Below are 13,279 nucleotides of genomic sequence, written 5' to 3'. Positions count from 1 at the left end.
ACACACTACTTTCACTTCAGAAATCTATGTTCTTTCTAAAGATGAAGGCGGTCGTCACACTCCTTTCTTCAAAGGTTACCGTCCACAGTTCTACTTCCGTACAACTGACGTAACTGGTACTATCGAGCTACCAGAAGGCGTTGAAATGGTAATGCCTGGTGATAACATCTCTATGACTGTTACTCTAATCGCACCTATCGCGATGGATGAAGGTCTACGTTTTGCTATCCGTGAAGGTGGTCGTACAGTTGGTGCTGGTGTTGTTGCAACTATCGTTGCATAAGTTACGCTAATATCGTTGAATTAAATTTGACGATAGAGCACTAAAAAGGGCATCATTTGATGCCCTTTTTCTACACTTCAACTTGAAACTGCGTGTTTTTTGTTCAAAGTGTAGAAGTGAAATTTCGTAAAGATGAAGTTTTTAATAATGTTATTAAAGGCTTAGACCTTTTCCTTCATCCTGACCTCGCCCTGCGGGGTCATTTTCGTCTAGATGATTAAGACTAGTTACAGGTTGGTTGTATGAAAGCAAATGCCGAAAACCAAGAAAGCGAAAGCAAAATGGATGGCCTGAAATGGGTCGTGGTTTTTGCTTTGCTAGCTGCTGCTGTGGTTGGTAATTACCTATACAGTGATGTTTCTGTTGTTCTGCGCTCTTCTGCCGTAGTAGCCCTTGTGGTTATTGCTGGTATTTTTGCTGCATTAACAGCTAAAGGTAAATCCGTGATTACGTTTGCACGTGAATCACGCATGGAAGTCCGCAAAGTAGTGTGGCCTACTCGTCAGGAAGCTACGCAGACAACCTTTATTGTTCTAGCAGTCACTGTCGTAATGGCATTAGCCCTTTGGGGTATTGATGGCATTATGGTCCGTTTAGTGCGCCTAGTTACTGGCGCGTGAGGTAAGAATTCATGATCGAAGCTCCAAAGAAACGTTGGTATGTAGTACAGGCATTTTCAGGTTTTGAAGGCCGTGTAGCGCAATCACTACGTGAACATATCAAAATTCATGGTATGGAAGAGCACTTTGACGAGGTTTTAGTACCGACGGAAGAAGTGGTAGAAATGCGTGCAGGTCAACGCCGTAAGAGTGAACGTAAGTTCTTCCCTGGCTATGTGCTTGTACAAATGGTGATGAACGATGAAACATGGCACCTTGTACGTAGTATCCCGCGTGTAATGGGGTTCATTGGCGGTACTTCTGATCGTCCAGCTCCGATTTCTGATAAAGAAGCCGATGCGATCTTAAACCGTTTACAACAAGCTAGTGAGTCTCCAGTACATAAAACAGTATTTGAGCCTGGTGAAGTGGTACGTGTGACTGATGGTCCATTTGCTGACTTTAATGGTACGATTGAATCAGTTGACTATGATAAGAGCCGTGTTAAGGTTTCTGTATCAATTTTTGGTCGTGCAACACCGGTAGAATTAGAGTTCGGTCAAATCGAAAAGAACTGATCAAATTCTGTTCAACTCGTATTGTCAGGGGCGTGGAATTAGGCTATAATTTCGCGCCCTTTCGTTAGACGGGGAGTCTATTTGTTTAAAAATAGACGTTTGAACCCAAAATTAGGTATATAGCAATGGCTAAAAAAGTAGAAGCTTACATTAAGCTGCAAGTTGCAGCTGGTGCAGCGAATCCAAGTCCACCAGTTGGTCCAGCTCTTGGTCAACATGGTGTAAACATCATGGAATTCTGTAAGGCGTTTAACGCTAAGACTGACTCAGTAGAGAAAGGTCTTCCGACTCCAGTTGTTATCACTGTTTACAGTGACCGTTCTTTCACGTTCATCACTAAGACACCACCTGCTGCAGTTCTTCTGCTTAAAGCTGCTGGTCTTAAGTCTGGTTCTGGCCGTCCGAACACTGACAAAGTGGGTACTGTAACTGAAGCTCAGATCCAAGAGATCGCTGAGACTAAAGCTGCAGACATGACTGGTGCTGACATTGAAGCTATGAAGCGTTCAATTGCTGGTACTGCTCGTTCAATGGGCCTAGTGGTAGAGGGTTAAGATAATGGCTAAACTGACTAAGCGCATGCGCGTTATCCGCGACAAAGTAGATGCTACTCGTGAATACGACATCACAGAGGCTGTTGCTCTTCTTAAAGAACTAGCTACTGCTAAATTCGTTGAAAGTGTTGACGTTGCTGTTAACCTTGGCATCGATGCACGTAAATCAGACCAAAACGTTCGTGGTGCAACTGTACTACCTAACGGTACTGGCCGTGACATCCGTGTTGCTGTATTTACACAAGGCGCAAACGCTGAAGCTGCTAAAGAAGCTGGCGCTGAGCTTGTAGGTATGGAAGATCTAGCTGCTCTTGTTAAGAAAGGCGAAATGAACTTTGACGTTGTTATCGCATCTCCTGATGCAATGCGCGTTGTAGGTCAACTTGGTACCATTCTTGGTCCACGTGGTCTTATGCCAAACCCTAAAGTTGGTACTGTAACTCCTAACGTTGCTGAAGCAGTTAAAAATGCTAAAGCTGGTCAGGTTCGTTACCGTAACGACAAAAATGGTATCATTCACACTACTATCGGTAAGGTGAACTTTGATGCCGCTCAACTACAAGAGAACTTAGAATCTCTTCTAGTTGCACTGAAGCGCGCTAAGCCGTCTTCAGCGAAAGGTACTTTCATTAAGAAAGTAAGCATCTCTACCACTATGGGTGCAGGTGTAGCGTTAGATCAGAACTCTCTGAAAGCTAACGTAGCGTAAACTAATTTGCAGAAGCGATAAGTTAGTGTATAATTTGTCGCTTCCGAATTCGTGGCTGAGGTTGATTGTTTTCAATTAACCTCCGTCAAAGACCGTAGGTGTTTTTCGGAACTTAATTTACCTACGTAGACGGTGCCAGAACATGATTGATGTAAGTCTTTTTTGGATCTGCGCCGTAAAACTCTCCTGTCAACCGGCAGTGAGTGGTGTAAATACTGGGGTTACCCAGAAATTATCCAGGAGCAAATCCAATGGCATTAAATCTTCAAGACAAAAAAGCAATTGTTGCTGAAGTCAACGAAGCTGCCAATGGTGCCCTGTCTGCAGTTGTTGCTGACTCTCGCGGTGTTAGTGTGTGTGCAATGACAACTCTACGTAAACAAGCTCGTGAAGCTGGTGTTTACCTAAGAGTTGTTCGTAACACATTAGCACGTCGTGCAGTTGAAGGTACTAACTTCGAATGTCTACAAGACGTTTTCGTTGGTCCTTCACTAATCGGCTTCTCTAATGAGCACCCAGGTGCTGCAGCGCGTCTTTTCAAAGACTTCGCTAAAGAGAATAAAAGCTTCGAGATCAAAGCTGCTGCATTCGAAGGCGCTATTGCCAACGCTGATGTACTAGCAACTCTACCAACTTACGACGAAGCTATCGCACGCCTAATGATGTGCATGAAAGAAGCGTCTGCTGGTAAACTTGTACGTACTATCGCGGCTGTACGTGATCAGAAAGAAGAAGCTGCAGCTTAATTGCCGCGCTTTATCTGATTACTATTTATACTTATTGTTGACTTTAAAAGAGAATTGTTATGTCTATCACTAACGAGCAAATCCTAGACGCAGTTGCAGAAATGTCTGTAATGCAAGTTGTTGAGCTTATCGAAGCTATGGAAGAGAAATTCGGTGTTACTGCTGCTGCTGCAGTAGTTGCAGGCGGCGCAGCTGCAGACGCAGCTGAAGAGCAAACTGAATTTGACGTAATCCTAACAGCTGCTGGCGCTAACAAAGTACAAGTTATCAAAGCTGTACGTGGCGCAACTGGTCTTGGTCTTAAAGAAGCTAAAGCTGTAGTTGACGGCGCTCCTGCTGCTGTTAAAGAAGGCGTAGATAAAGCTGAAGCTGAAGCTCTTAAAGCTCAATTAGAAGAAGCTGGTGCTTCTGTTGAAGTTAAATAATTATTATTTGATTTCATAGCCTTTTATGGCTATTGGCTGGTGGCAAAAATGCCACCGGCCTTTTTGCGCTATAGACCGGTGGTATTTTTACCTTGTTTTGTATCCACTGTCTGCGTAAAAAATATTCTAGTTTCATTAGAATATTCCTACTATAAAAACAACGATTAGTCACTACCCCCGCATGTGATATGGGGTAGTTTGGATCACTTATCAGCGATCTGAGGAACCTATGGTTTACTCTTATACCGAGAAAAAGCGTATCCGTAAGGATTTTGGTAAGCGTCCACAAGTGTTGGATGCACCATACTTGCTATCGATCCAGCTTGATTCTTTCCAAAAATTTATCGAGCAGGATCCAGAAGGGCATTACGGTCTAGAAGCTGCCTTTCGCTCTGTTTTTCCAATCCAGAGCTATAATGGCAATTCCGAGCTGCAATACGTTAGCTATCGTCTCGGTGAGCCGGTCTTCGATGTCAAAGAATGTCAAATTCGTGGCGTAACTTATTCTGCTCCACTACGCGTGAAGCTACGTCTGGTCATGTATGATCGAGATGCGCCGGCTGGCACCGTAAAAGACATTAAAGAACAAGAAGTTTACATGGGCGAAATTCCGCTCATGACAGATAACGGTACATTCGTTATTAACGGTACCGAGAGGGTTATCGTATCTCAGCTGCACCGTAGTCCTGGTGTATTCTTTGACAGCGATAAGGGTAAAACCCACTCCTCAGGTAAAGTGTTATATAACGCTCGTGTTATCCCTTACCGTGGTTCATGGTTGGATTTCGAGTTCGATCCTAAGGATAATCTTTTCGTACGTATCGACCGTCGTCGTAAATTACCTGCGTCTATTATCCTTCGCGCACTTAGCTACACAACTGAACAGATTCTTGACATGTTCTTCGATAAGATTAATTTCGAAGTACGCGGCAAATCTCTAGTTATGGAGCTAGTACCTGATCGTCTACGTGGCGAAACTGCAAGCTTTGATATTGAAGCGAACGGTACTGTTTACGTAGAGCAAGGTCGTCGTATCACTGCTCGTCATATTCGTCAATTGGCGAAAGATGGTATTGATAGTATCGAAGTACCTGTTGAATATATCGTTGGTAAAATCGCTGCACGTGATTACATCAACGAAGAAACTGGCGAACTGATTGTTACGGCTAACCAAGAATTAAGCTTGGAAGCATTAGCACTTCTATCTCAGGCTGGTCACAAGTCTATTCAAGTTCTATTTACGAACGATTTAGACCATGGCCCGTACATGTCAGAGACACTACGTGTTGATAACAGTACTGATCGTCTAAGTGCATTGGTAGAAATCTACCGTATGATGCGCCCTGGCGAGCCACCAACACGCGAAGCAGCTGATCAATTATTTGAAAGCTTGTTCTTCTCAGAAGATCGTTACGATCTTTCTGCTGTTGGTCGTATGAAGTTCAACAGTTCTCTTCTTCGTGAAGAAATAACTGGTCCTGGTATCCTGAGCAACGACGACATCATTGAAGTGATGAAGAAGTTGATCGATATCCGTAACGGTAAAGGCGAGGTTGATGATATCGACCACCTTGGTAACCGTCGTATTCGCTCTGTGGGCGAAATGGCTGAAAACCAATTCCGTGTAGGTCTAGTTCGTGTTGAGCGTGCTGTTAAAGAGCGTCTAAGTTTAGGCGATCTTGATGCAATCATGCCTCAAGACTTAATCAACGCGAAGCCTATTTCTGCGGCAGTGAAAGAGTTCTTTGGCTCTTCTCAATTGTCACAGTTTATGGACCAGAACAACCCGTTGTCAGAAGTTACTCACAAACGTCGTATCTCGGCGCTTGGTCCAGGTGGTCTGACTCGTGAACGTGCTGGCTTTGAGGTTCGAGACGTACACGCGACTCACTACGGTCGTCTATGTCCTATCGAAACTCCTGAAGGTCCAAACATCGGTCTAATCAACTCGCTATCTGTATTTGCGCGTTGTAACCCTTACGGTTTCTTGGAAACACCTTACCGTAAAGTTGTAGACGGAAAAGTTTCGGATCACATCGAATACTTATCAGCAATTGAAGAAGGCCTATACGTTATTGCACAGGCAAACGCCGCGCTTAACGAAGATGGTTCTTTTGCTGACGAATTGATCACTGCTCGTCAGAAAGGCGATTCAGGTCTGCACCCACGTGACCATGTTCAATACATGGACGTTGCAACCAACCAGGTTGTATCTGTGGCGGCATCCCTAATCCCGTTCCTAGAACACGATGATGCTAACCGTGCCCTTATGGGTGCGAACATGCAACGTCAGGCTGTACCTACTATCCGTGCTGATAAGCCGTTAGTTGGTACTGGTATCGAGCGTCAAATCGGTGTTGATTCTGGTGTAACTGCTGTTGCTAAACGTGGCGGCCAAGTTCAGTCTGTAGATGCTTCTCGTATCGTTATCAAAGTTAACGAAGACGAATTGATTCCTGGTGAAGCAGGTATCGATATCTACAACTTGACTAAGTACACCCGTTCTAACCAGAACACATGTATTAACCAGCGTCCAACTGTACTACCTGGCGAGCCAGTAGCACGTGGTGATGTTCTTGCTGATGGTCCTTCAACAGACCTTGGTGAGCTTGCGCTTGGTCAAAACATGCGTATCGCGTTCATGCCTTGGAACGGTTACAACTTCGAAGACTCCATCTTAGTTTCTGAGCGTGTAGTTCAGGAAGATCGTTTCACTACTATCCACATTCAAGAGCTTTCTTGTGTGGCACGTGATACGAAGTTGGGTTCTGAAGAAATCACTGCCGACATCCCTAACGTGGGTGAAGCAGCGCTTTCTAAGTTGGACGAATCAGGTATCGTTTACATCGGTGCAGAAGTGAAGGGTGGCGACATCCTAGTTGGTAAAGTAACCCCTAAAGGTGAAACACAACTGACGCCTGAAGAGAAGCTTCTACGAGCTATCTTCGGTGAAAAAGCTTCTGACGTTAAAGACTCATCTCTACGTGTTCCTGGTAGTGTTACTGGTACGATCATTGACGTACAAGTATTTACTCGTGATGGCGTTGAGAAAGACAAGCGTGCTCTTGAAATTGAAGAGATGCAGCTGAAAGAAGCGAAGAAAGATATCACAGAAGAATTCCAGATCCTTGAGGGTGGTCTTCTTGCTCGTGTTCGTACGCTTCTACTATCTGCAGGTTACGGCGAAGATAAGATTTCTTCAATGAACCGCGATACGTTGTTTGCACAAACGCTTGACGACGAAACTTTACAAAACCAATTGGAACAGCTTGCAGAACAGTATGATGAACTGAAAGCTGAGTTCGATAAGAAGTTTGAAACTAAACGTCGTAAAATCACTCAGGGTGATGACCTAGCACCTGGCGTACTTAAGATTGTTAAAGTATACCTAGCTGTTCGTCGTCGCATTCAACCTGGTGATAAGATGGCAGGTCGTCACGGTAACAAGGGTGTAATCTCTAAGATCAACCCTGTTGAAGACATGCCTTACGATGAAAAAGGTCAGACTGTTGATATCGTACTAAACCCATTGGGTGTACCGTCACGTATGAACATCGGTCAGATCCTCGAGACTCACTTAGGTCTTGCGGCGAAAGGTATCGGTGACAAACTTAACGACATGCTGAAAGAACAGCAGGAGTTACATAAGTTCCGTAACTTCCTACAACGTGTTTACAATCTTGGTGATACTCGCCAGAAGGTTGACATTGCTGAACTATCAGACGACGAAGTACGTACACTTGTACAAAACCTTCGTAAAGGTCTACCTATTGCAACTCCTGTATTTGATGGCGCACCTGAATCATCAATTAAAGAATTGCTACAGTTAGGTGATCTACCAACGTCTGGTCAGCTGAAGTTGTTTGATGGCCGTACTGGTGATGCATTTGAGCGTCCTGTAACTGTTGGTTACATGTACATGCTTAAACTGAACCACTTGGTTGATGACAAGATGCACGCCCGTTCTACCGGTTCTTACAGCCTTGTTACTCAGCAGCCGCTGGGTGGTAAAGCTCAGTTCGGTGGTCAGCGTTTCGGTGAGATGGAAGTATGGGCGCTTGAAGCATATGGCGCAGCTTACACCCTTCAAGAAATGCTAACCGTTAAGTCAGATGACGTTAACGGCCGTACGAAGATGTATAAAAACATCGTTGACGGTGATCATCGTATGGAACCTGGTATGCCGGAATCATTCAACGTATTGTTGAAAGAAATCCGCTCGTTGGGTATCAACATCGAGCTGGAAGACGAATAAGATTAGGTTAGTCACCTATACTTATTAGTTACTCCGGTATAAATATGAAGGCGCCAGTAGTCCTGGCGCCTTTATGGGTCAACTCCTCACAGGAGCCGAATGTGAAAGACTTACTTAAGTTTCTGAAAGCACAACATAAGACCGAAGAATTTGATGCTATCAAAATCGGTCTAGCTTCACCTGACATGATTCGTTCATGGTCTTTTGGTGAAGTTAAAAAGCCAGAAACAATCAACTATCGTACCTTCAAGCCTGAGCGTGACGGTCTTTTCTGTGCACGTATCTTTGGCCCGGTAAAAGACTACGAGTGTCTTTGTGGCAAGTACAAGCGCTTGAAGCACCGTGGTGTGATTTGTGAAAAATGTGGTGTTGAAGTTACTCAGACTAAAGTACGCCGTGAGCGTATGGGTCACATTGAGCTTGCTTCACCTGTTGCCCACATCTGGTTCTTAAAGTCACTACCATCTCGTATCGGTCTGTTAATGGACATGCCTCTACGTGATATCGAACGTGTACTTTACTTTGAATCATACGTAGTTATCGAACCTGGTATGACCAACCTTGAGCGTAGCCAGCTGCTTTCTGAAGAGCAGTACTTGGATGCACTTGAAGAGTGGGGCGACGAGTTCGACGCGAAGATGGGCGCAGAAGCGGTTAAAGCACTTTTAGGCAACATGGACCTAAATGCTGAAATCGAAAACATGCGTGAAGAGCTAGAAGAAACTAACTCTGAAACCAAGCGTAAGAAATTAACCAAGCGTCTTAAATTGGTTGAAGCATTCCTACAGTCTGGAAACAACCCTGAGTGGATGATCCTGTCTGTACTGCCAGTATTACCGCCGGATCTTCGTCCGTTGGTACCACTAGACGGCGGCCGTTTCGCGACTTCAGATCTTAACGATCTTTACCGTCGTGTTATTAACCGTAACAACCGTCTGAAGCGTCTACTTGACCTGGCTGCTCCTGATATCATCGTACGTAACGAAAAGCGTATGCTGCAGGAATCTGTTGATGCATTGCTAGATAACGGTCGTCGTGGCCGCGCTATCACAGGCTCTAACAAGCGTCCTCTGAAATCTTTGGCTGACATGATCAAAGGTAAGCAGGGTCGTTTCCGTCAGAACTTGCTTGGTAAGCGTGTTGACTACTCAGGTCGTTCTGTTATCACAGTAGGTCCATACCTACGCTTGCACCAGTGTGGTCTTCCTAAGAAGATGGCACTAGAGCTATTTAAGCCATTCATCTATGGCAAGCTAGAGACTCGTGGTCTTGCGACTACTATCAAAGCTGCTAAGAAGATGGTTGAGCGCGAAGAAGCGATCGTTTGGGATATCCTAGACGAAGTTATTCGTGAGCACCCAGTAATGCTTAACCGTGCACCAACATTGCACCGTCTAGGTATTCAGGCATTTGAACCAACACTAATCGAAGGTAAAGCGATTCAGCTTCACCCACTAGTTTGTGCGGCATACAACGCCGACTTCGATGGTGACCAGATGGCGGTTCACTTGCCATTGACTCTTGAAGCACAGCTTGAAGCACGTGCTCTAATGATGTCTACCAACAACATCCTTTCACCAGCATCTGGTGATCCGATCATCGTACCTTCTCAGGACGTTGTATTGGGTCTTTACTACATGACGCGTGATCGTATCAACGCGAAAGGTGAAGGCATGTACCTTGCTGGACCAGCGGAAGCTGAGAAAGCATACCGTACTAAGACTGCAGAGCTTCACGCTCGCGTTAAAGTACGTATCACTGAATTTGTGAAAGATGAGCAGGGTAACTTTGTCGAGAATACTGGCTTAGTTGATACTACTGTTGGTCGTGCAATGCTATGGCCTATCGTTCCTAAAGGTTTGCCATTTAGTCTTGTTAACACTGAAGCACTTGGTAAGAAGCAAATTTCTAAGCTTCTTAACACTTGTTACCGTAAGTTGGGCATGAAAGATACTGTTATCTTTGCTGACCAAATTATGTACACAGGTTTTGCTTACGCTGCACTTTCTGGTGTGTCTGTTGGTATCGACGATATGGTTGTACCTGCGGCTAAGTACACTAAGATCGCTGAAGCTGAAGCAGAAGTTGCTGAAATTCAAGAGCAGTTCCAGTCAGGTCTTGTGACTGCTGGTGAACGTTACAACAAAGTTATCGATATCTGGGCTACAGCCAACGAACAAGTTGCTAAAGCGATGATGGATAACTTGTCTTTTGATACCGTTATTAACCGTGACGGCGTTGAAGAACAACAGAAATCGTTCAACAGTGTATACATGATGGCCGATTCTGGTGCGCGTGGTTCTGCTGCACAGATTCGTCAGTTGGCGGGTATGCGTGGTCTGATGGCTAAGCCGGATGGCTCAATCATCGAAACGCCGATCACTGCGAACTTCCGTGAAGGTCTAAACGTACTCCAGTACTTTATCTCTACACACGGTGCTCGTAAGGGTCTTGCGGATACCGCACTTAAGACAGCGAACTCAGGTTACCTAACGCGTCGTCTAGTAGACGTTGCGCAAGACGTGGTAATCACAGCAGATGACTGTGGTACTCACGCTGGTATCACCATGATGCCTCTTATCGAGGGTGGTGATGTTAAGGAACAACTAGGCGATCGTGTTCTTGGTCGTGTTGTTGCTGAAGATGTCTTTATTCCTGGTACAGAAGAAGTTCTAGCACCACGTAATACACTTCTTGATGAGAAGTGGTGTGAGATTCTAGAAGCGAACTCTGTTGACCAAGTTAAAGTACGTTCTGTTGTAACGTGTGAAAACGACTTCGGTTGTTGTAAGTTCTGTTACGGTCGTGACCTTGCTCGTGGTCACCTGATCAACTCAGGTGAAGCAGTAGGTGTTGTTGCAGCGCAGTCTATCGGTGAACCTGGTACACAGCTAACAATGCGTACGTTCCACATCGGTGGTGCGGCATCAGCAGCAGCTGCAGATAATAAGATCGTAGTGAAAACTACGGGTTCTATGAAACTGCACAATGCGAAGTTCGTAACTAACAACGCTGGTAAGCTTGTAATTACTTCTCGTGCATCTGAGCTAAGCATCATTGATAAGCTTGGTCGTACGAAAGAGAACTACAAACTGTCTTACGGTACGTTGCTAACTAAAGGTGATGGCGCCGAGGTTGTTGCTGGTGAAACAGTAGCAAACTGGGAAGCTCACACCATGCCAATCATCACTGAAGTGGCTGGTCGTATCCAGTTCGTTGATATGATTGATGGCGTAACAGTTTCTCGTCAAACAGATGATCTAACAGGTCTATCTTCAAGCGAAGTAACTGATCCAGCAGCACGTCCAGCAGCAGGTAAAGATATGCGTCCAGCTATCAAACTTGTTGATGCAGATGGTAACGATGTAATGATCCCTGGTACTGAGATGCCAGCTCAATACTTCCTACCGGGTAAGGCGATTGTTCAGCTTGACGATGGCGCTATGGTTGGCATCGGTGATACGTTATCTCGTATTCCGCAAAAATCTAGCGGTAACAAGGATATCACGGGTGGTCTACCACGCGTTGCTGACTTGTTTGAAGCTCGTAAGCCTAAAGAACCCGCTATCTTGGCAGAAATTACCGGTGCAGTATCATTCGGTAAAGAAACTAAAGGTAAGCGTCGCTTGATCATCACTCCAAGTGAAGGTCAACCGTACGAAGAGATGATCCTGAAGCATCGCCAACTTAACGTTTTCGAAGGTGAAAAAGTTGAGAAGGGTGACGTAATTGCCGATGGTCCAGAAACTCCGCACGATATTCTACGTCTACGTGGTGTTCACGCAGTAGCAGAATACATCGTTAACGAAGTTCAGGAAGTTTACCGTCTACAAGGCGTTAAGATTAATGATAAGCACATCGAGACTATCATTCGTCAAATGCTACGTAAGGTAACTATCACTGTTGCTGGTGACTCTGATTTCCTAGAAGGCGAGCAAGTTGAATTCTCTCGCGTAACGATTGCTAACCGTCAGCTAGAAGCTGAAGGTAAGACACTAGTAAGCTTCTCTCGTGACTTACTTGGTATCACTAAAGCATCGCTTGCGACTGAGTCATTCATCTCAGCAGCATCGTTCCAGGAAACTACGCGCGTACTAACAGAAGCAGCTGTTTCTGGTAAGCGTGATGAGCTTCGTGGTCTGAAAGAAAACGTAATCGTGGGTCGTTTGATCCCTGCGGGTACTGGTTTCTCTTACCACCAACGTCGTCAGAATCAACGTAATGTTGAACTGGAGCCAGTAGCACCACAAGTTGATGCAGAGCAAGCCTCTCAAGACTTAGCGGCACTATTGAATGCAGGTCTTAACGACGAGAATTAATTCTTATCGTGACTGATTCTAAAAGGCATCCTTCGGGGTGCCTTTTTTATTGGCTGCGATTTAAGGTTTAGTTTGGGGTTGAGTTAGAAAGTGGGGAAAATGGTCCCGAGGTGCGAGGTGCGAGGTGCGAGGTGCGAGGTGTGAGGTGCGAGGTGCGAGGTGCGAGGTGCGAGGTGCGAGGTGCGAGGTGCGAGGTGCGAGGTGCGAGGTGCGAGATGCGAGATGCGAGGAATAGGTGGCAGCAAGGTCACTGCCACAATAATGAGTGATGTTGCTATGGGGGCTGGTGGTTAAGCACCAGGAGGACAAGCAAGGCTATCACTGATTAATTCAATTAACTTATCTTCTAGCGCAAAGCGAGATTCCATTAATTCACCAAGCTGTGATAAATCATCATCAAGGGTATTTAATGAATCATTATCATTGATGGCGCCATAGCGGTCATTGAAGTTTAATAATGGTTCGGTTGTTAGGGTGATTTTTGCATAGAGGGCAGACATTTCTTCTGTGGGTGAAAAGCCTGTTTGATGCCAGCGTGCCATTACGTTATCGTAAATCTTGAAGTGACCCGCTGAAATATAATCAACGAGATCTTCGCTAAACAAACATAATTTGGACGCGGTAGGTAGGTGACGATTTTCATCATTGGGTGTGATGCCGATTAGCTTACAGTAATCGATCAGAAGTTGCTGACGCATCATTAGCCATTGATCAATAACATCGTTATGGCCGCCCCATTCTTTTTTAACTTGTTCAAATTTACTAAGCATGAGCACATCCTCATGATCTATCAGCATCTTAATGTCGATGC

The 13,279-nt window shown here is 45.1% G+C and carries 10 protein-coding genes; 9 read left to right on the top strand and 1 reads right to left on the bottom strand.

Translation table 11 applies throughout. The features are described from left to right. The 9 genes from CZ809_RS16895 to rpoC form a co-directional block, all read left to right on the top strand. Positions 1 to 283, top strand: a 283-nt coding sequence (locus CZ809_RS16895) for an EF-Tu C-terminal domain-related protein (protein WP_486875499.1), incomplete at its 5' end; no start/stop codon positions are given. Between the two features lie 242 nt (positions 284 to 525). Further along, the gene (secE, locus tag CZ809_RS16890) at positions 526 to 903 is read left to right on the top strand and encodes a preprotein translocase subunit SecE (protein ID WP_080158720.1); all 378 of its coding nucleotides are present in this window, start codon (positions 526 to 528) and stop codon (positions 901 to 903) included. Positions 904 to 914: 11 nt separating this feature from the next. Continuing rightward, on the top strand, positions 915 to 1,460 hold the full coding sequence (gene nusG, locus CZ809_RS16885; RefSeq protein WP_045038844.1) for a transcription termination/antitermination protein NusG: 546 nt from the start codon (positions 915 to 917) through the stop codon (positions 1,458 to 1,460). Between the two features lie 125 nt (positions 1,461 to 1,585). Next, complete coding sequence (rplK, locus tag CZ809_RS16880) at positions 1,586 to 2,014, top strand: 50S ribosomal protein L11 (RefSeq protein ID WP_080158719.1); 429 nt, start codon at positions 1,586 to 1,588, stop codon at positions 2,012 to 2,014. A 4-nt stretch (positions 2,015 to 2,018) separates the two neighbouring features. Continuing rightward, positions 2,019 to 2,723, top strand: coding sequence for a 50S ribosomal protein L1 (gene rplA, locus CZ809_RS16875; protein WP_080158718.1), 705 nt, complete (start codon positions 2,019 to 2,021; stop codon positions 2,721 to 2,723). Positions 2,724 to 2,974: 251 nt separating this feature from the next. After that, the gene (gene rplJ / locus CZ809_RS16870; protein WP_036788959.1) at positions 2,975 to 3,469 is read left to right on the top strand and encodes a 50S ribosomal protein L10; all 495 of its coding nucleotides are present in this window, start codon (positions 2,975 to 2,977) and stop codon (positions 3,467 to 3,469) included. A gap of 59 nt (positions 3,470 to 3,528) precedes the next feature. Continuing rightward, the gene (rplL, locus tag CZ809_RS16865; RefSeq protein ID WP_065168453.1) at positions 3,529 to 3,894 is read left to right on the top strand and encodes a 50S ribosomal protein L7/L12; all 366 of its coding nucleotides are present in this window, start codon (positions 3,529 to 3,531) and stop codon (positions 3,892 to 3,894) included. Between the two features lie 229 nt (positions 3,895 to 4,123). Continuing rightward, positions 4,124 to 8,149, top strand: a complete 4,026-nt coding sequence (gene rpoB, locus CZ809_RS16860; protein WP_080158717.1) for a DNA-directed RNA polymerase subunit beta — start codon at positions 4,124 to 4,126, stop codon at positions 8,147 to 8,149. Between the two features lie 101 nt (positions 8,150 to 8,250). Further along, the gene (rpoC, locus tag CZ809_RS16855) at positions 8,251 to 12,468 is read left to right on the top strand and encodes a DNA-directed RNA polymerase subunit beta' (RefSeq protein ID WP_080158716.1); all 4,218 of its coding nucleotides are present in this window, start codon (positions 8,251 to 8,253) and stop codon (positions 12,466 to 12,468) included. A 290-nt stretch (positions 12,469 to 12,758) separates the two neighbouring features. On the opposite strand, the gene CZ809_RS16850 is transcribed toward rpoC, so the two are convergent. Continuing rightward, entirely contained in the window at positions 12,759 to 13,238 is a 480-nt protein-coding gene (locus tag CZ809_RS16850) for an Rsd/AlgQ family anti-sigma factor (protein ID WP_080158715.1), read from the bottom strand. Positions 13,239 to 13,279: the final 41 nt, after the last annotated feature.

The organism is Photobacterium piscicola, assembly GCF_900166965.1.
Taxonomy (GTDB): Bacteria; Pseudomonadota; Gammaproteobacteria; order Enterobacterales; family Vibrionaceae; genus Photobacterium; species Photobacterium piscicola.
This window is presented reverse-complemented; position numbering and strand designations above follow the sequence as displayed.